This window comes from Amycolatopsis acidicola, assembly GCF_007713735.2.
Classification (GTDB): Bacteria; Actinomycetota; Actinomycetes; order Mycobacteriales; family Pseudonocardiaceae; genus Amycolatopsis_E; species Amycolatopsis_E acidicola.
Genome location: NZ_VMNW02000002.1, coordinates 107,431 through 129,456, shown reverse-complemented (window position 1 = coordinate 129,456; position 22,026 = coordinate 107,431). Strand labels below are relative to the sequence as shown.

Here is a 22,026-nt window from a genome sequence, read left to right as displayed (position 1 = left end):
GAGCGCGGAAGCGAGGCGAGATGCCGATGATGACCCTGCTCGACGAGTTCACCCCGCGCTTCGACTTCGAGCTGCGCGAGCACATGGCGGTCGAGGCGGATCCGGGGGAGGTCTACGCCACCCTGGCCGCGCCGGACAAGGCGCTGCTCGAGGTGAGCGGCAAGCCGCTGCGGCCGCGCCCGAGCGTGCCGGGTTTCGACGAGGTGCTCGACGGCGCGCCGTGGACCGTACTCGCGCGGCGGCCAGGGCAGGAGGTCGTCTTCGGCGCGGCGGGCCGGTTCTGGACCCCGTACATGGACTGGCAGCGGCTGGACCGGGACACGTTCGGCGGCTTCGGCGGGCCTCGCCGCGCGAGCCTGGCGATCGCCTTTTCCGTGCTGCCGTACGGGGATTCGCGCACGCTCCTGACGTTCGAGGCGAGGGCCACCTGCACCGACGAGATCGCGTTCCACTGGGCCGACTGGTACTGGCACACGGTGAAGCCCACGGCGCGGATCGTGATGCGCACCGTGCTCACGCGCGTGCAGCTGCGCCTCAACGCCGCCGACCCGGTGTGTGAGTCCTCTTAGGAGGATCAGGTTCCGGGCTTGCCCCGACGCGCGGTGGTCGGGCAGTATCTCTGAACGAGCGTTCGTGAAACTGCCGGAAACCCGCCGGGGCAAGGAGAATCCCGATGAACCCGTTCGACCTCTCGGGACACGTTTCGGTCGTCACCGGCGGCAACTCCGGGATCGGGCTGGCGATGGCGGACGCGCTCGCCGCGGCCGGCGCCGGGGTTTGCGTATGGGGCACCAGCGAAACGCGCAACGCCGAGGCCGCCGGGCAGCTCAAACGGCACGGCACCGGGGTGCTCGCGCTGCGCTGCGACGTCAGCGACGAGGACCAGGTCGAGGCGGCGATGTCGCGCACCATGGAGCATTTCGGCCGGCTGGACTCGTGTTTCGCCAACGCGGGCGTGAGCGCGGGCGGGATCCGGTTCACCGACACGAGCCTCGCCGAGTTCCGGCGCGTGACCAGCGTGAATCTCGACGGCACGTTCCTCACCCTGCGGGCGGCGGCGCGGCGGATGCTCGACCAGGGCGAAGGCGGCAGCCTGGTGGCCACGTCGAGCCTGGCGGCGAAACAGGGCCAGCCGCGCGGGCAGGCGTACGCGGCGAGCAAGGGCGCGCTGATCTCGATGGTCAACTCGATCGCGGTCGAGCTGGCGCGCCACCACATCCGGGCCAACGCCATCCTGCCGGGCTGGGTCAGCACCCCGCTGGCCGACCCGGCGCTCAACTCCGACGGGTTCCAGCGCCGGGTGCTGCCCCGGATGCCGGTCGGCCGGTGGGGCCGCCCGGACGATTTCGGCTCCGTGGCGGTGTACCTGGCCAGTCCGGCGAGCGCCTTCCACACCGCCGACGCGCTGACGATCGATGGCGGTTACGCCTGTTTCTGAGGTTTCGCCGGGAATTCCGGGAGGAAGGCCGGATAGTCGGCGCTCACCTTCGCCGGGAAATCCGCGGGCCGCTTCTCCAGGAACGAGGTCACGCCCTCGGCCGCGTCCTTGCCCGCGCCGAGTTCGAACATCGTCCGCGAGTCGAGGCTGTGCGCCTCCCACGGGGTGGGCGAGCCGAGCATCCCCCACAGCAGCTGCCTCGCCACCGCGACCGACACCGACGACGTGTTGTCCGCGATCTCCCGCGCCAGCGCGGTGGCGGTGGGAAGCAGGTCGGCGTCCGGCACGACACGGGAGACAAGCTTGCCCCGCAACGCTTCCGCGGCGTCGAACACCCGGCCCGTCGACACCCATTCCATCGCCTGCGAGATCCCGACCACGCGCGGCAGGAACCACGTCGACGCCGCCTCGGGGATGATGCCGCGCCGCGCGAAGACGAACCCGAACCGGGCCGACCCGGCGGCGATGCGGATGTCCATCGGCAGCGTCATGGTCACGCCGACGCCGACCGCGGGCCCGTTGATCGCGCCGATGACGACCTTGCGCGACGCCGCGATGCGCAGAGACACGGTGCCGCCGCCGTCGCGCGGGACGCCGTCGACCTCCCCGAACCGCGCGCGGGCCTCGTCGACCCCGTCCTCGTGGTTGAACGTGTCGCCGCCGCCGGAAAGGTCCGCGCCGGCGCAGAATCCGCGTCCGGCGCCGGTCACGATCACCACGCGCACGTCGTCGTCCGCGTCGGCGCGGTCGAACGCCTCGACGAGTTCTCCCGCCATGACGGCCGTGAACGCGTTGAGCCGCTTGGGCCGGTTCAGGGTGATCGTGGCGACGCCCTCGGTCACTTCGTAGGTGATCTCGGAGCTCATTTCACCGCCCACTGTCCGGTGTAGACAGCTGTCGTCTTGGTCAGGAACGCGTTGAACGCCTCGGGCACGTCCGCGGTCGCGAAGTTGATCGTCTGCGCGCGCCCCTCGTTGTCCAGCGCTTCGCGCATCGTGGCGTCCGCGCCGTCGTGCAGCAGCCGCTTGGTCTGGGACACCGCGACCGGCGGGAGTGCCGCCAGCTCGGCCGCCTTCGCCGCCACGAAGGCGTCGATCTCCTCCGGCGGCTTGATCCAGGTGACCAGGCCCAGCCGCTCGGCCTCGGTGGCGTCGATCATCTCCGCCAGCAGCGCCAGCCGTTTCGCCTGCTGCAGCCCGACGAGCTTGGGCAGCAGCCAGGAACCACCGAAGTCGAGCGAAAGCGCGCGTTTGGCGAAGATCTGGCTGAACCGCGCGGAGGGCGTGGCCACGACTAGGTCGCACCCCAGCGCGAGATTCCAGCCCGCGCCGACCGCGACCCCGTCGACCTTCGCGATGGACGGCTTCGGCAGCTCGTGCAGGCTCGCCGCGATCTGCCCGATCCAGTCCATGCGCGCGAGCGGGTGCTCGCCCTCGCGCGCGCCGGAAAGGTCGGCACCCGCACAGAAATCGCCGCCCGCGCCGGTCACCACCAGCACCCGGATCCCGTCGTCCCGCGCGACTTCCGCGATGCCCTCGCGTAGTCCTTCCCACATGGTCTGGTCGAGCGCGTTCTTCACCTCGGGCCGGTCCAGCGTCAGCGTCGCCACCACGCCGTCACGGCTGAGCTTCACGGTCACGCCGGCTCCAATCCCAGCTGGCGCTCCAGCCGCGCGGCCGCGCCGGAGAACAGGATTTCGCTTGTCTTCGCCCGTTTGTAGTAGAGGTGCGCGTCGTGCTCCCAGGTGTAGCCGATGCCGCCGTGCAACTGGACGCCTCCGGAGGCCGCCTGGAAGTAGGCCGGGCCGATGAACGACTGCGTGGTCGCCGCGACCAGCGGCAGCGAGTCCCTGTCCTCGTCGGCGGTCCACGCCGCCAGCCGCACCAGCGACTCGGCCCGCTCGCAGGACGAGTAGATGTCCGCCAGCGCGTGTTTGACCGCCTGGTACGAGCCGATGGCCCGGCCGAACTGCACCCGCACCTTGGCGTATTCGGTGGTGGTCTCCAGCACCTTGCCCATGCCGCCGAGCTGTTCCGCCGCGAGCGCCACGGCCGCGAGATCGCGCACGCGGGCGATCGGGTCGCCGTCGAGCTTGCGGGCGGGCGTGGCCGAGAACTCCAGGCGCGCGACGGGACGGGTCGGGTCGAGCGTGCGCAACACCTTGCGCTCGAAGCCACCGGTGACCACGAACCACTGTCCGTTGTAGACATACACGACGTCGGCCACGTCACCGGCGATCACGAACGGGGCCTTGCCGTCGAGCACCCAGCCACCGTCGCGTTCGGACGCCCGCACGTCCAGCGGGCCCCAGCCCCCGGCCACCGCCACGGTGCCGATCAGTTCGCCGGAAGCCAGGCGTGGCAGCGTTTCCTCGTCCCCGAGCGCCGACGCGGCGTCCACCGCCAGCACGGCCGAGGCGAAGAACGGCACCTGCGCGAGGCTGCGTCCGAGCTCCTCGGCGACGATGGCCCGTTCGACATGGCCCGCGCCCGCGCCGCCTAGGTTTTCCGGCACGACGAGCCCGGCCAGCCCGAGCTCCCCGGCGAGCCGTTTCCACAGTGGACGGTCGATTCCCTCGCCGCTGTCCAGTACCTCCCGCACCCGGGCGTGGTCGGCGAGCAGTTTCCGCACCGTCGAGCGGAGTTCCTGCTGTTCCTTGTCGAGCACCAGTCGCATGTCCACTCCCTCTCTCACGCGGTCCGCTGCGTGCCGACCCGCAGTTCGCGGAACGGTACGTCGCGGTCGACGGCGGGTTCGCGCGGAAGCCCGAGAATCCGGTCGCCGATGATGTTCCGCTGCACCTGGTCGGTGCCGCCGGCGATGCTGGCCGCCGGGGTGGCGCAGATCGCGACCGCCAGCTCGTCGCCATCGGTGGTGTCCCAGGCTGCGGCGTCGAGGCCCGCGATGAGCCCGGCGACGTCGGTGGCGTGCCACAGCAACCGCGCCCCGGCGAGCTTGGCCACCGAACCGCGCGCGCCCGGCGGCGAACCGGCGTCGGCCTCCTGCCGCAGCCGCGCGTTGAACAGCGCCAGCGCGCGCTCTTCGGCATACAGCGACGCGAGTTCGCGGCGTACGGCCGGATCGGACAGCCGGCCACGCTCGCGTGCCATCGCCACGAGGTTGTGGTAGCCCAGCGGATCGTAGCGGCGCCGCACACCGCCGCCGATCGACACGCGTTCGTGCCCGAGCATCGTGACCGCGGCGAGCCAGCCCGCGTTCTCCTGCCCGAGGATCGCGTCGCCGGGGATGCGGACGTTGTCGAAGTAGATCTCGTTGAACGGGGCGCGCCCGGTCATGTCCTTCAGGGGCCGCACGGTGACCCCGGGGGCGTGCATGTCCACGATGAACATGGTCAGCCCCTTGTGCTTGGGCTGATCGGGGTCGGTCCTCGCGAGCAGCGCGCCGTAGTCGGAGAACTGCGCGCCGGTGGTCCAGACCTTCTGTCCGTTGACCAGCCACCCGTCGCCGTCGCGGACGGCGCGGGTCTGCAGGCTGGCCACGTCCGAACCGGCGCCCGGCTCGGAGAACAGCTGGCACCAGATCTCCTCGCCACGCAGCAACGGCTTGACGTAGCGGGACTTCTGCTCGTGGGTCCCCAGATCCACCAGCGTCGGCCCGCACATGCCCATGCCGATCATGAACACGCTGGTGGGCAGGTCGAACCCGGCGGCGGCGTCGTTGAACGCCTGCTGCTCGGCCATGCCGAGGCCCTGCCCGCCGTACTCGGCCGGCCAGGTGATCCCGGCGTAGCCGGCGTCGTAGAGCGCGGCCTGGAACCGTTTCGCGGCGGCCACCACCTGGTCGGCGGCGCCGTTTTCGTCGTCGGCGGGGACGTTCGCGGCCAGCCAGTCGCGCGCGCGGGCGCGGTAGTCGTTCACAGCAGCTCCAGGATCGTGGCGTTGGCCTGGCCGCCGCCTTCGCACATGGTTTGCAGCCCGTAGCGGATGCCGCCCGCGCGCATTTCGTGCACGAGCGTGGTCATGATCCGCGCCCCGCTGCCGCCGAGCGGGTGGCCGAGCGCGATCGCGCCGCCCTGCGGGTTGAGCGCCTTCGGGTCGGCACCGAGTTCCGCGAGCCACGCCAGCGGCACCGGGGCGAACGCCTCGTTCACCTCGAACACGCCGATGTCGTCCACGGACAACCCGCTGCGCCGCAAGGCCTTCTTCGTGGCGGGGATCGGGGCGGTGAGCATGATGATGGGATCGTCGCCCGCGAGCACGGCGGTGTGCACGCGCGCGATCGGGGTGAGGCCGAGTTCGGCGGCCTTCTCGCTGGTGGTCATCAGCAGGGCGGCGGCGCCGTCGCTGATCTGCGAGCTGTTGCCCGCGGTGATCACGCCGTCCTCGCGGAACGCGGGCTTGAGGCCGGCGAGCTTCTCGATGCTGCCGCCGCGCCGCACGCCCTCGTCGGCGGCGACGGTGCCGTCCAGGGTGGCGACCGGCAGGAGCTCCGCGTCGAAGGCCCCGGAATCCTGTGCCGCGGCGGCCTTTTCGTGCGAGGCGAGGCTGAACTCGTCGAGCTGGGTGCGGCTGAAGCCCCAGCGTTCGGCGATCATCTCCGCGCCGACGCCCTGGTTCGGCCGCACCCCTTCGTAGCGGGCCTGGAACTGTTCGCCCATCGGGTTGGCGCCCTGGGACGAGAAGCCCATCGGCACGCGGCTCATCGACTCGACCCCGCCCGCGACGACCACGTCGTACTGGCCGGCGATCAGCCCCGCGGCGGCGAAACTGACGGTCTGCTGGGAGGAGCCGCACTGCCTGTCCACGGTCACGCCGGGCACACTCTCCGGCCACCCCGCCGCGAGCACCGCGGTGCGGCCGATGTCGCCGGTCTGCTCCCCGGCCTGGCTGACGCAGCCCCACACCACGTCGTCGACCTCGGCCGGGTCGATGCCGCTGCGCTCGGCCAGCCCGCGCAGCACGTAGGCGGACAGGTCGGCCGGATGCACCCCGGACAGCCCGCCGTTGCGCTTGCCGACCGGCGTCCGCACCGCCTCCACGATCACCGCGTCTCGCACGGTGCACCTCCTCAATTGTGTTTTCGAAGCGGCTGAGCCAGATTGCCGCGGGCCGCCTCCGGTTCCCCCGGCGCCGCCACTCCCCGGGTCAGGACGCGACCGGGGCCGTGTACCGCTGCTGCAACCGCCGCTTCACCAGTTTTCCCGTTGGTGTGCGGGGAAGTTCGTCGATGAAGTCCACCGTGCGCGGGGCCTTGTAGTGCGCGATGCGCCCGCGGACGTACTCCAGGAGCTCGGCCGCCAGTTCCGGGCCGGGCGTCGCGCCGGGCGCGGGTTGCACGACGGCCTTCACGGCTTCGCCCATCTCCTCGTCCGGCACGCCGATCACCGCCACGTCGAGGACCGCGGGGTGCAGCGCGAGCGCGTCCTCCACCTCCTGCGGGTAGATGTTGACCCCGCCGGAGATGATCATGAACGCCTTGCGGTCGGTGAGGTAGAGCCAGCCTTCCTCGTCCAGGTAGCCGATATCGCCGGTGGTGACCCACGTCTGATGCTCCGGATGCTGCGCCTGGCGCGTCTTGTCCGGGTCGCGGTGGTAGGTGAACGGGACCTCGTCGCGTTCGAAGAAGATCGTGCCGACCTCACCGGGCGGCAGGTCCTTCCCGTCGTCGTCGCAGATGTGGATGACGCCGAGCGCGGCGCGGCCGACTGTGCCGGGATGCTCGAGCCATTCCTCGCTGCGGACGAAGGTCATCCCGGCGCCTTCGGTGGAGCTGTAGTACTCGAAGATGATCGGCCCCCACCAGTCGATCATCGCGCGTTTGACGTCGAGCGGGCAGGGCGCGGCGGCGTGCACGGCGGCCCGGTGGCTCGAGAGGTCGTAGCGCTCGCGCACCTCGGCGGGCAGCTTGAGCATGCGGATGAACATCGTCGGCACCCACTGGCTGTGCGTGATCCGGTAGGTCTCGATGGCGCGGAGCGCGGCCTCGGCGTCGAAGCGCTCCATCATGACCACCGTCCCGCCCAGACGATGCACGGAAGCGCCGTATCGCAGCGGGGCGGCGTGGTAGACGGGCGCGGGGGAGAGGTAGACGCTGTCCTCGCCGAAGCCGTACAGGTACTGCATCAGCGGGGTCAGCGTGTCACCGGCTTCGTCCACCTGGCGATCCGGCAGGTCGACCCGGATTCCCTTGGGGCGCCCGGTGGTTCCCGACGAGTAGAGCATGTCCGCGCCGCAGGGCTGGTCGTCCGGGGCGACGGGCGACGCGGCGGCGAGGAACTCGTCGTAGCTGTCGAAACCGTCGACGGAACCGTTGTACGCCAAGCGGATCCCGGCGTCCGGCACCTGCCTGCCGACTTCGGCGGCCAGCTCGCCCAGTGTCGCCGACACGACGATCGCCCTGGCTTCGGAGTCGCCGACGATGTAGGCGACCTCGGGCGCGGACAGGTGGCTGTTGACCGCCGCCACGTACAGCCCGGACCGCATCGCCGCCCAGAACACCTCGTAGGCGCGGAACGTGTTGTCGGTCAGCAGCGCGACGCTGTCCCCGCGGCGCAGCCCGGCCGCCGCCAGGCCGTTGGCGAGGCGGATGGAGCGCTCGTCGAGCTCGCCGTAGGTCAGACGTTCCCCCGAACCGGCCATCACGATGGCGGGCCGGTCCGGATGGGTCGCGGCGAAAGTACCCGGGTACATACGGCTCCTCCTCGAACCGGCGGTTCCCTTGAGCCTGTCAAGCAGACCCGGTGACAGTCAACACCGACTGTTTCGGCGTGTTCCTGCGTTACGCTCTCCCGGTGAGTCCGTCCGGTGCCGCCACGCGCAGCCGCCAGGACCGCAGCGCCGACAGCCGGACGCTGATCCTGGACGCGGCGGTGGCCTGCCTGGTCGAACTGGGCTACGCGGGCGCGTCCACTTTGGCCATCCAGGCGAAGGCCGGGGTGTCGCGCGGGCGCCTGCTGCACCACTTCCCGTCCCGTGACGACCTGCTCGTGGCGGCCGCGCAGCACCTGTCGAGCACCCATCTGCGGCAGATCGAAGACCGCGTCGCGGGCGCGCTGGCCGGTGAGCCCGAAGGCCCGCGCCGCGTCGACCGCTGCATCGAGCTGCTGTGGGCCACCTTCCAGGAGCCGCCGTTCTGGGCGGCGATGGAACTGTGGACGGCCGCGCGCACGAACCGTTCGCTGGCCCAGTCGCTGCGCCCGGCCGAGCGGCAGCTGCGGGAGGCGATCCGCAAGGTGGGCGACCGGATCTGGGGCCCGGCGGTGTGCGCGCATCCCCGCTACGGCGAGCTCCGCGAGCTGCTGTTCACCAGCATGCGGGGCGCCGCGCTGCCGTACGCGTTCCGCACCCGGCCCCCGGTCACCGACCCGCACGTCGCGCTGTGGCAGGGGATGGCGCGGGGGATCTTGTTCGGCGAAGTCGCCAGTCAACGTTGACTGTTTCGGGCCGGTGGCCGTAGGTTGGCGGCTGTTCCGCCGTCTTCAGCGCCGAGGTGGCCGATGTCCGAACCGTCCGTTCCCCGCCTGCTGGGCCGCGGCATGACCATGGGCGACCAGCTCGCCCGGCACGCCAGGCTCAGTCCCGGCCGGATCGCCTTCCGGTACAACGAAACCAGCCGAAGCTACGGCGAGTTCGACGAGCGCGTGAGCCGGCTGGCCAACGCGCTGCGCGAGCGCGGCGTCGGCTACGGGGACCGCGTCGTGGTCCTCGGGCTCAACACGCTCGAAGTCCTCGAAGGCTATTTCGCGTCCACCCGGCTGGGCGCGATCTGCGTGCCGGTCAACTTCCGGCTCGTCGCCGACGAAATCGCCTACGTGCTCGAAGACGCGGGCGCGTCGGCGATCATCGTGCACGCCCCGCTCGCCGGGGCGATGGCCAAGGCTCGCGAGAAGGCGAGCCTCGACGTGCCCTGCCTCGTGTTCGGCGGCGACGGGGCGGACTACGAGGAGGCGCTGGCCGCCGCGTCGCCGGAGTTCGCCGAGCTGACCGTGGACGAGCAGGACCCGGCGTTCATCATGTACACCTCCGGGACCACCGGGCGGCCCAAGGGCGCCGTGCTCACCCATCACAACCTGCTGATGCACGCGTTCAGCAACATGGCGCACCTCGGCGTCACCCCGGAGGACAAGGTGTGGCTGGCGGCGGCGCCGTTGTTCCACATCGCCGGGCTGTCCGGATTGCTGCCGAACCTGTTGCTGGGCGGGCGGACGGTGCTGCTGCCCTCAGGCCAGTTCGACCCGGCCGCGGTCGTGGAGCTGTTCGAGCGCGAGCGGGTCTCGTCGTGCTTCCTCGTTCCCGCGCAGTGGCAGGCGATCTGCGCCGTGCCGGGCATCGCCGACCGCGATCTTTCCGCGCTGACGCGGATTTCCTGGGGCGCCGCCCCGGCGTCGACCACGCTGCTGCGCACCCTCATCGAGACGTTCCCCGGCGCGGACGTCAACACCGCCTTCGGGCAGACCGAATGCAGCCCGGTCACCACGCTGCTGCGCGGCGAGGACTCGATCCGCAAGATCGGCTCGGTGGGCACCCCGATGCTCAACGTCGAGGTGCGGGTCGTGGACGACGACCTGAACGACGTCCCGCGCGGCGAGGTCGGCGAGATCGTCTACCGCAGCCCGATGGTGATGAAGGAGTACTGGAACAAGCCCGCCGAGACGGCGGAAGCCTTCCGCGGCGGCTGGTTCCACTCCGGCGACCTGGTCCGCGAGGACGAGGACGGCTACTACTACGTGGTCGACCGCAAGAAGGACATGATCATCTCCGGGGGCGAGAACATCTACTGCGCCGAGGTGGAGGACGTGCTCGCCGGGCACCCGAAGATCGGCGAAGTCGCGCTGATCGGGATGCCGGACGAGAAGTGGGGCGAGACCCCGCTGGCCGTGCTGAGCCCCCGTACCCAGGGCGAACCGCCCACTCCCGCGGAGCTCGAGGAGTGGTGCACCGAACGGCTCGCCCGGTACAAGCGCCCACGCCGGATCGCGGTGGTCGAAGCGCTGCCGCGCAACCCGAGCGGGAAGGTGCTCAAGACGCAGCTGCGGGCCGACCGGGCGGCGGGCAGGCTGGTCATCGAGTCCACTTGAGCCGTTGCGGCGCTTTGCTGCCAGGATGGCTCCGTGGAGCCGGAGCAGGGCGCGGTGTGGACGGCGGGACAGGTCGCCCGGCGGCTCGGTATCGCGCCGTCGACGTTGCGAAGCTGGCATCGTCGTTACGATGTCGGGCCGCAGAACATCGAGCCGGGCCGCTACCGCCGCTACACGGCGGAAGACGTGTGGCGGCTGTGCCGGATGCGGGACCTCGTGTCGGCCGGGATGCTGCCGTCGGACGCGGCGAAGACGGCCGCGTCGCCGGGCGCGGCGGAGGACGAGCTGGCGGAACTGGTCGCGGCGGCGCGGGCGCTGGAGCCGGATCGGTGCCTGCACGTGATCGAGGACTGCGTGCGCCAGCGGGGCGTCGTCGGGGCGTGGGAAAGGCTTTGCCGCCCGGCGCTCGCCGCGATCGACGGCGACCAGCGCGAGGATCCCGCGTGTGTGGACACCGAACATGCCTTGTCGTGGGCGATTTCCGCCGCGCTGCACCGGGTTCCGCGGCCCGCGGAGGGCGCGCCGCGCGTGCTGCTGACGTGCGTGGCGGGGGAGTACCACACGCTCGCGCTGGAAGCGCTTTCAGCGGCACTCGCCGAACGCGGTCACCCGGCGCGGATGCTGGGCGCGGCCACCCCGACGGCGAGCCTCGCCCGCGCGATCGCGGCCGCGCGCCCGATCGCCGTGGTCCTGTGGTCGCAACGCCCGGAGACGGCGGACGCCGACGTGATCCGGGTGCTGCGGGGTCATCCCGTGCGCCGGATCCTCGCCGGCCCCGGCTGGCCCGACCGCTGCCCGCCGGGCACGCAGCACACGCCCGGCCTCACGGCCGCGCTCGAACTACTGACCTCGTCGTAAGTTCGCAGAGCTCGAAGCGGCTGCCGACGGAGTCGGCCTGGAACGCGCCCGGCATCGCGGCGGCGAGCCGGTGCTGTGCCTGCCAACTCGTGCGGTGCGCGGGCACGACGACGTCCGGCCCGAGCGCGGCGGGACTGGCCCGTCCCCGCAGGTGCAGCCCGCCGAGGATCGCGGAGATCCGCCCGACCCCGGTGAGCCGCCGCGCGTGCCGGGACGATGTTCACGATGCCCGCGTGCCCGCAGCCGGTAACGACGTCGAGGCCTTTGCCCTCGACGTCGAACACCACGGCCTGGTCGTCGTGGAGCGTGCTGCCGGTCTGGGCGACGTCGTCCGGCACTACCGCGGCGGGAGGCACGCGGCCACCGTGGCGGAAGAACGCGGGCCGCCGGTGTGTTACAGCTGGTGTCCTACCCCATCCAAGGAGAGTCACGTGGCGACGGTCGAGCTGAGCAAGGAGAACTTCGACGAGGTGGTCGGTCAGGAGGGTATGGTCCTGGTCGACTTCTGGGCCTCCTGGTGCGGGCCGTGCCGGCAGTTCGCGCCGGTGTACGAGAAGGCGTCGGACAAGCACGAGGACATCGTGTTCGGGAAGGTGGACACCGAGGCCCAGCAGGAGCTGGCCGGTGCGTTCGGGATCTCCTCGATCCCGACCCTGATGATCGTGCGCGACGGCGTGGTGCTGTACGCGCAGCCGGGCGCGCTGCCCGAGCCGGCGCTGGAGGAGCTGATCGGCAAGGCCCGTGACGTGGACATGGAAGAGGTCCGCCGCGAGGTCGCCGAACAGCAGAAGCAGCAGGAACAGCAAGGATCCTGAACCCGGCGGGAGAAGGCGGGCCCCGGCGCGGGCCCGCCTTCTCCCGTGCGGCAGGGCCGCTGATCGTCGTGTAGAACAGGGTTCATGCTGGCCGGACGCCTCGAACTCAGCCCGCGCAGGTTCGTCGTGAAGGACGTGCCCGTCCCCGAACCGGGGCCGGGCGAGGTCCGGATCAAGGTGGCGGCGGCCGGGGTCTGCCTCTCCGACGTGCACCTGATCGAAGGCGGCCTCACGCCGTTGTTCCTGGCCGCCCCGGAGGTCACCCTCGGGCACGAGGTCGCGGGCGTGATCGACGCGCTCGGCCCGGACGTACCGGAGCCGTGGCGGGTGGGCGACAGGGTCGCGCTCGAAGCGGGCGAGCGGTGCGGCCGGTGCCCGAACTGCGTGCGGTTCCGCGGGCCCTGCCTGCAGATCCGCACCCGCGGCGTCGACTACGACGGCGGCTGGGCCGAGTACGCGCTCGCGAGCCAGCACACCCTCATCGCCCTGCCCGAAGACCTGCCGTTCGACCAGGCCGCGATCGTGCCCGACGCGGTCTCGACGCCGTGGGGCGCGGTCACCGGCACGGGCCAGGCCCGCCCGGGTCGCCCCGCCGGGGTGTGGGGCGTCGGCGGGCTCGGCGCGCACGCCGTGCAGCTCTTGCGGCTCGTCGGGGCGGCGCCGATCGTCGCGGTGGACCCGCTGGAGGCGGCACGCGAGCGGGCGCTGGCCTTCGGCGCCGACTACGCCTTCGACTCGGCGGATCCCAAGCTGGTCAAGCAGGTGCACGCGGTGACCGGTGGTCTGGACATCGCGTTCGACATGGCCGGGGTCGCCGCGGTGCGCGAGCAGGCGGTGACCTGCCTCGGCCTCGGCGGGCGGCTCGTGCTGGTGGGTCTCACCCCGCAGCCGCTGGCCCTTTCGCAGAGCATGGCGTTCAGCATCCGCGGGCAGCGGGTGCTCGGGCACTACGGGTCCGAGCCCGGGGACGTGGAGACGCTCATCGGGCTGGCGGGCCATCACCGGCTGGACCTGAGCCGCTCCATCACCGCCCGCTTCCCGCTGGCGGACGCGGGCGAGGTGGTGGAGAAGCTCATCCGCAAGGAGGGCCATCCGATCAGGTTCGTCCTGGAGCCGTGAGTTCCCGCTTGAGGATCTTGCCCGTCGAGGTCATCGGGAGCGCGTCGCGGACGTGGATGCGGCGCGGGTACTTGTATTCCGCCAGCCGTTCGCGCGCCCAGGCGGACAGCGCGTCGACGTCGATCTCGTGCCCGGTGCGCGGCACCACGTAGGCCACCACTTCCTGCCCGAGCCGCTCGTGGTCCTCGCCGACGACGGCGGTGATCGCGACGTCCGGATGGGACAGCAGGACCTGTTCCACCTCGGCGGGGTAGACGTTGTAGCCGCCGCGCAGGATGAGGTCCTTGACCCGGTCCACCACGTACAGCCAGCCGTCCTCGTCGAACTTCCCGAGGTCGCCGGTGTGGAACCAGCCGTCGCGCACCGCTTCGGCGGTGGCTTCGGGCTGGTTGTAGTAGCCCAGCATGACGCAGTGGCCGCGGATGGCGATCTCCCCGACTTCGCCCGCCGGCACCGGCTTGTCCTGCTTGTCCACCACCTCGATGTCCACGCCCCACACGGGTTTCCCGACCGACGCCGGGCGGATCGGCTCGTCCCAGGGGCTGAACGTGACCGTCGGGCTGGTTTCGGACAGCCCGTAGCCCTGCCGGATCCCGAGCCCGCAGGTCTGGCGGAACCGTTCGTACAACGCGACGGGCAGGCCCGCGCCGCCGGAGGTGACGAGCCGGACGGTTTTGGCCACCGCACGCAGTTTCGTGCCGTCGGGGTCCGCCTGCAGGAAGGCCTGGAACATCGAGGGCACCCCGGAGAACAGCGTGACCCCGTGCTCGATCATCTGCTCCAGCGCGGTCTTCGGGTCGAAACGCGGCAGCAGCACGAGCGTGGCGCCGCCGTGCACGTTGCCGTTCATCACCGACGTCTGCCCGAACACGTGGTAGAGCGGCAGCGCGACCAGCACCACGTCGTGATCGTGCTTGGGGACCAGCAGTTCCTTCATCCGCGCGTTGAGCAACAGGCTCACGTGCGAGAGCACGGCGCCCTTCGGGGTGCCGGTGGTGCCGCTGGTGTAGATGATCACCGCGGGATCCTCGGCGCCGGTCGGCTCGGTCTCGGCCTCGCGCGGATGCGGCGCGAGGAAGTCTTCGAGCTCTCCCAGCGGGATCACCTGCCGCACGCTCGGCGACTGCTCCGCGGCGGCGCGCGCGTTGGCCAGCACCGGTAGCCCTTCGCTGCCCTCCCACGCGAACACGGCGACCGCGCCGCAGTCGTTGAAGACGAAGCTCAGCTCGCGGTCCTTCATCAGCGGGTTCAGCGGCACGACCACGGCGCCGGCCTTGAGCAGCCCGAAGTAGAGGATGGGGAACTCGGCCACGTTCGGCGCGATGAGCGCGATCCGGTCGCCCGGCCGCACCCCGTTCGCCCGCAACGCCCCGGCCACCTGGTTCGCCTTGCCGTCGAGCTCGGCGTAGGTCAGCGTGCGCGCGCCCTGCACGAGCGCGGCCCGGCCGGGCAGCCGGCGGGCGGTGGACTCCAGCAGCACGGAGAGATTGAGCATGGCCTCCCCTTCGACGAGGAAAACTAGAACGCCATTCGGTCTTTGCTGTTCCGACGCTAACAGGTCGCCGCCGCCGATCAAGCCGGTGTCACCCGCAGATCACGGAAAAGCACCGGAATGTCTGATTCGGCCGGAACACTGGGCAAGCCGCCCGCGCCGTTGTACTGTTCGCCGCGAACCGAATCAGGTTCTGAAATCGGGACACTGCGACGAGGCGGTGATCGTGCGGAATGGATGAGTCCGGCCCCCTTTTGCGTGCTCGCGAACTGTGTGTCGCGTTCGGTGGACTGCAAGTGCTCAACCGGGTTTCGGTCGACGTCCCGCAGGCGGGGGTGCTCGGCGTGATCGGCCCGAACGGCGCGGGCAAGACCACCTTGTTCAACACCGTCTGCGGGTTCGTAAGGCCCGAATCCGGTTCGATCTTGTTCGACGGGAAGCCGCTGCGGCCGCGCCCCCACCGGCTGACCCGGCTGGGTATCGCGCGGACGCTGCAGGGCCTCGGCCTGTTCCCGCATCTGAGCGTGCTGGAGAACGTGATCGCCGGGGCGTCGCATCTCGTGCGCACCGGCGCGGTGGCCGCGATGCTGGCTTCGCCGTGGGCCGAACGGCGAGAACACCGGGTGCGGGACCGGGCGATGGAGGTGCTGGAGACACTCGGCATCGCCGCCGACGCGCACCGCGTCTGCGCCAGCCTTCCTTACGGCATCAGGAAACGCGTCGCGCTCGGCCGCGCGCTGATCAGCGAACCGCGGCTGCTGATGCTCGACGAACCGGCCGCCGGGCTGTCGGCCACCGAGACCACGGAGCTGGCCGGGATCCTGCGCGGGCTGCGCGAGCGCACCGCGGTCATGCTCGTGGAACACCACATGGAGTTCGTGATGAACCTGTGCGACGAGCTGGTGGTGCTCGACTTCGGCGAGGTGATCGCGCACGGCACCCCGGGCGCGACCCGCGCGGATCCGGCGGTGCAGCGCGCTTATCTCGGCGAGACGGTCGGGGTGGCCGATGCTTGACGTGAGCGGGCTGGTCGCCGAATACGGCCCGGTGCGCGCGCTCGACGACGTCGACGTCGAGGTCGCGGAAGGCTCGATCACCGCCGTGCTCGGCGTGAACGGGGCGGGCAAGACCACGCTGCTGCGCGCGATCAGCGGTCTCCTGCCCCCGAAAGCGGGCACGGTGCGACTGGCCGGGCGGGACGTCACGCGCCGCGCGCCGGAGGACCTCGTGCGCCTCGGCATGGCGCACGTGCCCGAGGGGCGCGGCGTGATCGTCGAGCTGACGGTGGAGGAGAACCTGCGCCTCGGCGGGTTGTGGCGCAAGGACAAGGGCTGGCTCCGCACGGGGCTTTCCCGGATGTACGAACTGTTCCCGCCGCTGGCGCAACGCCGGAGCCGTCGCGCGGAAACCCTCTCGGGCGGGGAACGGCAGATGCTCGCCATCGCCCGCGCCTTGATGAGCCGCCCGGAACTGCTGCTGCTGGACGAACCTTCGCTCGGGCTCGCCCCGCGCACCGCCGCCCAGATCGTCGCGACGCTGCGCACGCTGCGCGCCGAAACCGGGCTGACTTTGCTGCTGGTGGAACAGAACGCCGGTACCGCGCTGTCGGTCGCCGACCGCGCGGTGGTGCTCAACCTCGGCCGCAAGGTGGCCGACGACGACGCCGCGAGCCTGGCCGCCGACGACCGGGTCCGGCGCGCCTACCTGGAGATGTGATGGGCCGATTCCTTGACCTGACGCTGGCCGGGCTGACCAGCGGGGCCGTGTACGCGGCCGTCGCGCTGGCGCTCGTGCTGATCTGGCGCTCCACCCGGATCGTCAACTTCGCCCAGGGCGGCATGCTGATGCTGACCACGTTCCTCGCCTACACCGTGGTTTCCCACGGCGCCTCGTACTGGCTCGCCCTCGGCGTGGCGATCGTGAGCGGGTTCCTGCTCGGCGCGCTGGTCGAGCGGGTGCTGGTGCGCCCGGTGGAGAACCGGCCGCCGCTGGACGCCGTCGTCGTCACGTTCGGCCTGCTGGTGCTGCTGCAGGGGACGGCGGGAATGCTGTTCGGCGGCACGCCGCGCTCGTACCCGCCCGCGTTCGGGATCGCCGGGTTCAAGGTGGGGGATCACCAGTTGCTGTTCTCTCCCAACGACTTGTGGGTGGTGCTCGTCGTGCTGGGCCTGATGGCGGTGCTCGCGGTGGTGTTCCGGCGGACGTCGCTGGGGCTGAAGATGCGGTCGGCGGCGTTCGCGCCGGAGGTGGCCCGCCTGCTGGGGGTGCGGGTCGGCCGGATGCTCACCGTCGGCTGGGCGCTCGCGGCGGTCGTGGGCGCGGTCGCCGGGGTGCTGATCGCGCCGAGCACCTTCGTCAGCCCCACCGGGTTCGACGCGGTGCTGGTGTTCGGGTTCACCGCCGCGGTGATCGGCGGCCTGGACAGCCCGCCGGGCGCCGTGGTCGGCGGGCTGGTGCTCGGCGCGGTGCTGTCCTACGTGGCGGGCTACCTCGGCTCGGACATCGTCACGCTGGCTTCGCTGGTAGTGCTGATCGCCGTGCTCATGGTGCGCCCCAACGGGTTGTTCGGCACCGGCGTGAGGCGGCGGGTATGACGGCGACCGAGACGCGCGAGGACGCCGAAGTGAAGCGGGCGCCGGCCCCGCTGCGGCTGTGGCGCGGTTCCACCTTGCTGCGCCACCTGTTCTGGTCGGCGCTGGGGCTGCTGGCGTTCTACTTCCTGTCGATCTCGCTGGACGCGTTCGACAACCTGCAACTGGCGCAGATCTGCTACATGGCGATCGCGACCGCGGGGCTGACCGTGTTGTCCGGCCTGAGTGGGCAGATCTCGCTGGGGCACGGCGCTTTCGTGGCCGTGGGGGCGTATTCGGCGGCGCTGCTGCTGGAGCACCTGCAGTGGCCATTGTGGACGGTGCTGATCGCGGCCACGGTGATCACCGGCCTGCTCGGCGCGCTCGTCGGGGTGGCCGCCGCACGGCTGCGCGGCCCGTACCTGGCGGGTGCGACGCTGGCGCTCGCGGTGGGGTTGCCGTCGCTGGCGGACTATCACGGTCTGCGTGACGTGCTCGGCGGCGCCAACGGCCTGATCGTGACGCCGCAGCCGCCGCCGTTGTCGCTGGGGGAGTCGTTCCCGCTCGAGCGCTGGCAGGCGTGGATCGGCGGGCTGTGTCTCGTGATCGTGTTGTTCCTGCTGGCGAACCTGGCCCGCAGCAGGCTCGGCCGCAACATGCGCTTCGTCCGTGAAGACGAGGACGCGGCCGCGCTGTCCGGGGTGCACGTGGCCCGGACGCAGGTGCTGGCGTTCTGTGTGAGCGCCGGGTGCGCCGGGCTGGCCGGCGGGTTGTTCGCGATGGTCAACAACCTCGCCGCGCCGGGCGCTTTCACGCTCACGCTGTCGTTGTCCCTGCTGACCGCGGCGGTGCTGGGCGGGCTCGGCAGCCTCGCCGGCGCGGTGTACGGGGCCGTGCTCGTGACCCTGCTGCCGAACTGGTCCACCAACTTCGCCCAGTCGGCGCAGCTGCCGCAGGCGATCCAGTCGAACATCCCGCTCGTCCTCTACGGGCTGGTGCTGATCCTGGTGATCGTGCTTTTCCCTGGCGGCATCCAGTCCGGCGTGCGCCGGCTCGCCCGGCTGCTCCGCCCGTCCCGTCGCCCGACAACAACCGTGATGGAGAGAAGATGACCGTGTCCAGACACTGGCGTCCGGCGGTCGCGCTGACCGCGGCGCTCACGCTCGCCCTGACGGCCTGCGGCGGGGGAGGGGGTGGCGAAAGCAGCACGCCCGGCGTGACCGGCACCAGCGTGTCGATCGGCAGCACCCTGCCGCTGACCGGCGCGGCGGCGCCCGGCTACAGCGAGCAGGGCCCGGCGGCCAAGGCGTTCTTCGACTACGTGAACGCCAACGGCGGGATCAACGGCCGCAAGATCGACTACAAGTACCTCGACGACGGCTACAACCCCGCCAACACGGTCACCCTGACCAAGCAACTGGTGTTGCAGGACAACGTGTTCGCGATGCTGGGCGCGCTCGGCACGCCGACGCACACGAAGGTCGTGGACTTCCTCAACAGCTCGCGTGTGCCCGATCTGTTCGTCGCGTCCGGCTGCACCTGCTGGGACAACCCGAAGGAGCACCCGTACACCTACGGCTGGCAGCCGGACTACACCGTCGAAGGCAAGATCCTCGGCGACTACGTGAAGAAGAACTTCGCCGGCAAGAAGGTCGCCTACTTCTACCAGGACGACGACTTCGGCCACGACGGTATGAAGGGCCTCGACAAGTACATCGACCAGAGCCTCGTCGTGACGCGCCAGCCGTACCAGCCGGGCAACACCGACATCGCCGCGCAGGTCTCGGCGATCGCGCGCTCGCAGGCGGATGTCGTGGTGCTGGAGTCCATTCCGGCCTACACCGCGTTGTTCCGGCTCGGCGCCGCGAAGGCGGGCTACAAGCCGCAGATGGTCGTCTCGAGCGTCGGTGCCGACCCGACCACGGTCTCGGGGCTGCTGGAGAACTTCGCCAAGCAGGCCGGTTCCGCGGTCAAGGGCACCGATCTGATCGAGGGCATGGTCAGCAGCGCGTACCTGCCGGCCACCACGGATACGGGCAACTCGTGGATCGCGCTGTTCAAGAAGATCCACGACCAGTACATCCCGACGATCCCCTTCGACGGCAACGTGCTCTACGCGATGTCCTACGCCTACACCTTCGTGCAGGCGCTGCAGGCCGCGGGCAAGGACCTGACCCGGCAGAAGGTGCTCGACGCGCTCAACAAGGGCGGGCTGAGCGGGCCGGGGCTGGTGCCCTTCCGGTACGGCCCCGACTCGCACGCCGGCTACACCGGCGGGCAGATCTCCACGATCCGCGGCGGCGTGGCGGTGGCCTCCGGGACACCGCTGACCACCGACGACGCCGACGGGCCCGTCGTGCCCTACACGACGGCGCAGCCCACGGCCCCGGCCAACGGGATCCCGGCGGCGTGAGGAACCCGTGGGGCGGGCGCGCCACGCGCCGGTGTGCCCGCCCCACGGGGCGTCCGGCAGAATCAGGGGATGACAGAGGTGACCGGCAGCAAACGCGCCCAGATCACCCGCGCCGCTTTGCTCGAAGCCGCGCGTGAAGTCTTCTCCGCGGCCGGCTACGACAACGCGAACATGGCCGACATCGCCGAGCGGGCCGGGGCGAGCGTCGGCAGCCTCTACCACCACTTCGCCGCGAAATCCGATCTCTACATCACCCTGTACAACGAGTACCAGCGCCGTCAGCAGCATCGTTCGGCCCAGGCGTTCCGTACCGCGCTGCGCCGCGGCGAGCAGGACGCGCTCCAGTTGTTCATCGCCGGCACCCGCGCGTATCTGGAGGGCTGCTGGGAGGAACGGGAGCTGGCGACGGTGTTCCTGTCCGGGGGAGGGCCCGCCGGGTTCGGCCTGCTCGCGAGGGAGCGGTTCCGCGAGTGGCTGCACGCGAACTCCGTGCTGGTCAACGACCACGTGCACCCGTTGAGCGAGATGCTCGTGCTGTCGTTGACGGCGATGGCCACCGAGGCCGGTCGTGAGGTGGCGGCCGCGCCGAGCCGGGCGAAGGCCCGGCGGATGATCGACGAGGTGCTCGAACTGATGGGCCGGCTTTACCCGGATTCTTGAGTGTATAACGGCCTATACATTCGGCGTCTTAACAACAGAAACGTTGTGGTTCCACTCCGAAAAAGCCGCACAGAAGGCGGTCAGAGTCGCCGAGATCTCTTGCAGGAAAACGAGAATCTCCTCGGCGGAGTCCGCGTCGAGCTTCCCGACCACCTCGAGGATCTTCGGCACGAGGGGGCCGAGCGCTTCGAGGGCGTCGGTGCGCGCGGCGTCGGTCGGGCGGACGGTGATGCGGCGGCGATCCGTCTCGTGCGGCACGCGCTCCAGATGTCCCGCCGCGGTGAGCCGGTCCACCAGCACCGTGGCGGACGCCGAGCGGATCCCGAGGCGATTGCCGAGCTCCACCACACCGAGCGGGGTGTCGCTGGCGGTGACGTGGTCGAGCGCGATCAGGTCGGTCACCCCGATGCCGACTCTTCTCGCCAGCGTGGCGTGGATTTCCGGGGCGAGCCGCAGCAGCTCGCGCAGGGTCTGGCCGATCCGGAAAGCGGTTTCAGGTGTAGGCGGCACCGGGACAGGGTAGACCCAGGTCGCTAGATAGTCGAGCGACCTGGAGGGTCGATGACTTCGGCGAACAACGCCGCCCGCCTGGCCGACACGGTGCTGGATCGCAGCGTGCTCGGCGGCTACCCGCGCTGGGGGCTGGCGTTGCGCCGCCGCCTCCCCGGCTGGCCCGACGATCCACCGGCCGACGCGCTGCGCGGCAGAACGGCTCTCGTCACGGGCGCGAACTCCGGACTGGGTAAGGCAACCGCGGCGGGGCTCGCGCGACTGGGCGCCACGGTCCACCTCGTCGTCCGGGACACGGCGAAGGGCGAGGAAGCCCGCGAAGAACGGGGGCTGACCGACGCGCGGGTATGGCGCTGCGACGTCGGGGATCTGGAGGACGTGCGCAGGTTCGCCGGGGAGTTCTCCGCCGCCGAGCCCGCTCTCGACGTGCTCGTGCACAACGCCGGTGTGCTACCGCCGGAACGGCAGACGAGTTCGGGGCACGAGCAGACGCTGGCCACGCATGTGCTGGGTCCGCTGCGGATGACCGAATCGCTGCGCCCGCGCCTGCACGGGGGCCGGGTGATCATCGTGTCCTCGGGTGGGATGTACACCCAGAAGCTGCCGGCCGATCTGGAGTACCGGGAGGGCCGCTACCGGGGCGCGACAGCGTACGCGCGCACGAAACGAGTGCAGGTCGCGCTGCTGCCGATCCTCGCGGAGCGCTGGGCGGCGGACCAGATCGGTGTCTACGGCACGCATCCCGGCTGGGCCGACACGCCCGGCGTGGCGGATTCGCTGCCGGGCTTCCACCGTCTCACCGGGCGGATCCTGCGCGATCCGGACGAGGGCGCCGACACCACCGTGTGGCTGGCGGCCACCCGTCCGGCGCCGCCGGGCGGGCTGTTCTGGCATGACCGCAGACCGCGCCCGGAGTCGGTGCTGCCGTGGACGAAAACCAGTGCGGCGCAGCGCAAGGCGGTCTGGGACTACTGCGCCCGCGCGGCGGGCATCGAGGAGGGCGTGCGATGAACTTCGCGATACTGGCCGCGGCGGTCCTGCAGGTGGTGGCCGGGGCCGTCGGTGGTGCCGGGCTGTGGGGCGAATCCGTTGGTGTGGTGGCGAATTCCTATCC

Annotated in this window: 21 protein-coding genes and 1 pseudogene; 14 read left to right on the top strand and 8 right to left on the bottom strand. The window is 71.0% G+C overall.

The window, feature by feature from the left end; genetic code table 11:
• The first annotated feature begins 20 nt into the window (after positions 1–20).
• Both FPZ12_RS02240 and FPZ12_RS02235 read left to right on the top strand, forming a co-directional pair.
• Positions 21–569 carry a hypothetical protein gene (locus FPZ12_RS02240; protein WP_144745954.1) on the top strand — a complete coding sequence of 183 codons (549 nt, stop codon included), beginning with the start codon at positions 21–23 and terminating at the stop codon, positions 567–569.
• A gap of 104 nt (positions 570–673) precedes the next feature.
• Positions 674–1,438, top strand: coding sequence for an SDR family NAD(P)-dependent oxidoreductase (locus FPZ12_RS02235; RefSeq protein ID WP_144745955.1), 765 nt, complete (start codon positions 674–676; stop codon positions 1,436–1,438).
• Here the strand turns inward: FPZ12_RS02235 and FPZ12_RS02230 are convergent.
• From FPZ12_RS02230 to FPZ12_RS02205, 6 genes are all read right to left on the bottom strand, one after another.
• Positions 1,423–2,304, bottom strand: a complete 882-nt coding sequence (locus FPZ12_RS02230) for an enoyl-CoA hydratase-related protein (protein ID WP_144745956.1) — start codon at positions 2,302–2,304, stop codon at positions 1,423–1,425. The two genes, FPZ12_RS02235 and FPZ12_RS02230, sit on opposite strands and share 16 nt — an antisense overlap.
• Positions 2,301–3,077, bottom strand: a complete 777-nt coding sequence (locus FPZ12_RS02225) for an enoyl-CoA hydratase/isomerase family protein (RefSeq protein WP_243769631.1) — start codon at positions 3,075–3,077, stop codon at positions 2,301–2,303. Before FPZ12_RS02225 ends, FPZ12_RS02230 begins: the two co-directional genes overlap by 4 nt.
• The gene (locus FPZ12_RS02220) at positions 3,074–4,114 is read right to left on the bottom strand and encodes an acyl-CoA dehydrogenase family protein (protein WP_144745957.1); all 1,041 of its coding nucleotides are present in this window, start codon (positions 4,112–4,114) and stop codon (positions 3,074–3,076) included. Before FPZ12_RS02220 ends, FPZ12_RS02225 begins: the two co-directional genes overlap by 4 nt.
• 14 nt (positions 4,115–4,128) lie before the next feature.
• The gene (locus tag FPZ12_RS02215; protein WP_144745958.1) at positions 4,129–5,316 is read right to left on the bottom strand and encodes an acyl-CoA dehydrogenase family protein; all 1,188 of its coding nucleotides are present in this window, start codon (positions 5,314–5,316) and stop codon (positions 4,129–4,131) included.
• A complete protein-coding gene (locus FPZ12_RS02210; protein ID WP_144745959.1) occupies positions 5,313–6,455 on the bottom strand; it encodes a thiolase family protein in 1,143 nt (380 codons plus the stop codon). Before FPZ12_RS02210 ends, FPZ12_RS02215 begins: the two co-directional genes overlap by 4 nt.
• A gap of 88 nt (positions 6,456–6,543) precedes the next feature.
• Positions 6,544–8,088 (bottom strand): acyl-CoA synthetase, encoded by a 1,545-nt coding sequence (locus FPZ12_RS02205; RefSeq protein ID WP_144745960.1) that lies wholly within the window; start codon positions 8,086–8,088, stop codon positions 6,544–6,546.
• A gap of 50 nt (positions 8,089–8,138) precedes the next feature.
• Here FPZ12_RS02205 and FPZ12_RS02200 point away from each other — a divergent pair, with 50 nt between their 5' ends.
• The 5 genes from FPZ12_RS02200 (at position 8,139) to FPZ12_RS02180 (ending at position 13,267) form a co-directional block, all read left to right on the top strand.
• Positions 8,139–8,831, top strand: coding sequence for a TetR/AcrR family transcriptional regulator (locus tag FPZ12_RS02200; RefSeq protein ID WP_243769630.1), 693 nt, complete (start codon positions 8,139–8,141; stop codon positions 8,829–8,831).
• Positions 8,832–8,894: 63 nt separating this feature from the next.
• The gene (locus FPZ12_RS02195; protein WP_144745961.1) at positions 8,895–10,475 is read left to right on the top strand and encodes a long-chain-fatty-acid--CoA ligase; all 1,581 of its coding nucleotides are present in this window, start codon (positions 8,895–8,897) and stop codon (positions 10,473–10,475) included.
• A 33-nt stretch (positions 10,476–10,508) separates the two neighbouring features.
• Positions 10,509–11,333: a MerR family transcriptional regulator gene (locus tag FPZ12_RS02190; protein ID WP_144745962.1), complete on the top strand. Its 825-nt coding sequence runs from the start codon at positions 10,509–10,511 to the stop codon at positions 11,331–11,333.
• Positions 11,334–11,764: 431 nt separating this feature from the next.
• A complete protein-coding gene (gene trxA / locus FPZ12_RS02185) occupies positions 11,765–12,148 on the top strand; it encodes a thioredoxin (RefSeq protein WP_144745980.1) in 384 nt (127 codons plus the stop codon).
• 84 nt (positions 12,149–12,232) lie between these two features.
• The gene (locus FPZ12_RS02180; RefSeq protein WP_144745963.1) at positions 12,233–13,267 is read left to right on the top strand and encodes a zinc-binding dehydrogenase; all 1,035 of its coding nucleotides are present in this window, start codon (positions 12,233–12,235) and stop codon (positions 13,265–13,267) included.
• Here FPZ12_RS02180 and FPZ12_RS02175 read toward each other — a convergent pair.
• Positions 13,245–14,762, bottom strand: a complete 1,518-nt coding sequence (locus FPZ12_RS02175; RefSeq protein WP_144745964.1) for a long-chain-fatty-acid--CoA ligase — start codon at positions 14,760–14,762, stop codon at positions 13,245–13,247. The genes FPZ12_RS02180 and FPZ12_RS02175 overlap by 23 nt on opposite strands.
• A gap of 230 nt (positions 14,763–14,992) precedes the next feature.
• On the opposite strand from FPZ12_RS02175, the gene FPZ12_RS02170 reads away from it, so the two are divergent.
• The 6 genes and pseudogenes from FPZ12_RS02170 to FPZ12_RS02145 all read left to right on the top strand — a co-directional run bounded on the left by FPZ12_RS02170 (position 14,993) and on the right by FPZ12_RS02145 (position 20,402).
• Positions 14,993–15,775, top strand: a complete 783-nt coding sequence (locus tag FPZ12_RS02170) for an ABC transporter ATP-binding protein (RefSeq protein WP_144745965.1) — start codon at positions 14,993–14,995, stop codon at positions 15,773–15,775.
• Positions 15,768–16,271 (top strand): annotated as a pseudogene (locus tag FPZ12_RS02165) (ABC transporter ATP-binding protein); the annotation flags it as partial. The gene FPZ12_RS02170 and the pseudogene FPZ12_RS02165, both read left to right, overlap by 8 nt.
• Positions 16,272–16,474: 203 nt before the next feature.
• Positions 16,475–17,353: a branched-chain amino acid ABC transporter permease gene (locus tag FPZ12_RS02160; protein ID WP_144745967.1), complete on the top strand. Its 879-nt coding sequence runs from the start codon at positions 16,475–16,477 to the stop codon at positions 17,351–17,353.
• A complete protein-coding gene (locus tag FPZ12_RS02155) occupies positions 17,350–18,441 on the top strand; it encodes a branched-chain amino acid ABC transporter permease (RefSeq protein WP_144745968.1) in 1,092 nt (363 codons plus the stop codon). The genes FPZ12_RS02160 and FPZ12_RS02155 overlap by 4 nt, the downstream gene beginning before the upstream one ends.
• Complete coding sequence (locus FPZ12_RS02150; protein WP_144745969.1) at positions 18,438–19,742, top strand: ABC transporter substrate-binding protein; 1,305 nt, start codon at positions 18,438–18,440, stop codon at positions 19,740–19,742. Before FPZ12_RS02155 ends, FPZ12_RS02150 begins: the two co-directional genes overlap by 4 nt.
• A gap of 69 nt (positions 19,743–19,811) precedes the next feature.
• Positions 19,812–20,402, top strand: coding sequence for a TetR/AcrR family transcriptional regulator (locus FPZ12_RS02145; protein ID WP_144745970.1), 591 nt, complete (start codon positions 19,812–19,814; stop codon positions 20,400–20,402).
• Positions 20,403–20,414: 12 nt separating this feature from the next.
• On the opposite strand, the gene FPZ12_RS02140 is transcribed toward FPZ12_RS02145, so the two are convergent.
• The gene (locus FPZ12_RS02140; RefSeq protein WP_144745971.1) at positions 20,415–20,912 is read right to left on the bottom strand and encodes a MarR family winged helix-turn-helix transcriptional regulator; all 498 of its coding nucleotides are present in this window, start codon (positions 20,910–20,912) and stop codon (positions 20,415–20,417) included.
• A gap of 51 nt (positions 20,913–20,963) precedes the next feature.
• On the opposite strand from FPZ12_RS02140, the gene FPZ12_RS02135 reads away from it, so the two are divergent.
• Positions 20,964–21,923, top strand: coding sequence for an SDR family NAD(P)-dependent oxidoreductase (locus FPZ12_RS02135; RefSeq protein WP_144745972.1), 960 nt, complete (start codon positions 20,964–20,966; stop codon positions 21,921–21,923).
• The last annotated feature ends 103 nt before the right edge of the window (positions 21,924–22,026 follow it).

What these genes read in the sequence shown, in the direction of transcription:
- FPZ12_RS02240 (WP_144745954.1), top strand. Translation starts at nt 21, where the DNA reads ATGCCGATGATGACCCTGCTCGACGAGTTCACCCCGCGCTTCGACTTC.
- FPZ12_RS02235 (WP_144745955.1), top strand. Translation starts at nt 674, where the DNA reads ATGAACCCGTTCGACCTCTCGGGACACGTTTCGGTCGTCACCGGCGGC.
- FPZ12_RS02230 (WP_144745956.1), bottom strand. Translation starts at nt 2,304, where the DNA reads ATGAGCTCCGAGATCACCTACGAAGTGACCGAGGGCGTCGCCACGATC.
- FPZ12_RS02220 (WP_144745957.1), bottom strand. Translation starts at nt 4,114, where the DNA reads ATGCGACTGGTGCTCGACAAGGAACAGCAGGAACTCCGCTCGACGGTG.
- FPZ12_RS02205 (WP_144745960.1), bottom strand. Translation starts at nt 8,088, where the DNA reads ATGTACCCGGGTACTTTCGCCGCGACCCATCCGGACCGGCCCGCCATC.
- FPZ12_RS02195 (WP_144745961.1), top strand. Translation starts at nt 8,895, where the DNA reads ATGTCCGAACCGTCCGTTCCCCGCCTGCTGGGCCGCGGCATGACCATG.
- FPZ12_RS02180 (WP_144745963.1), top strand. Translation starts at nt 12,233, where the DNA reads ATGCTGGCCGGACGCCTCGAACTCAGCCCGCGCAGGTTCGTCGTGAAG.
- FPZ12_RS02175 (WP_144745964.1), bottom strand. Translation starts at nt 14,762, where the DNA reads ATGCTCAATCTCTCCGTGCTGCTGGAGTCCACCGCCCGCCGGCTGCCC.
- FPZ12_RS02170 (WP_144745965.1), top strand. Translation starts at nt 14,993, where the DNA reads ATGGATGAGTCCGGCCCCCTTTTGCGTGCTCGCGAACTGTGTGTCGCG.
- FPZ12_RS02160 (WP_144745967.1), top strand. Translation starts at nt 16,475, where the DNA reads ATGGGCCGATTCCTTGACCTGACGCTGGCCGGGCTGACCAGCGGGGCC.
- FPZ12_RS02155 (WP_144745968.1), top strand. Translation starts at nt 17,350, where the DNA reads ATGACGGCGACCGAGACGCGCGAGGACGCCGAAGTGAAGCGGGCGCCG.
- FPZ12_RS02150 (WP_144745969.1), top strand. Translation starts at nt 18,438, where the DNA reads ATGACCGTGTCCAGACACTGGCGTCCGGCGGTCGCGCTGACCGCGGCG.
- FPZ12_RS02145 (WP_144745970.1), top strand. Translation starts at nt 19,812, where the DNA reads ATGACAGAGGTGACCGGCAGCAAACGCGCCCAGATCACCCGCGCCGCT.
- FPZ12_RS02135 (WP_144745972.1), top strand. Translation starts at nt 20,964, where the DNA reads ATGACTTCGGCGAACAACGCCGCCCGCCTGGCCGACACGGTGCTGGAT.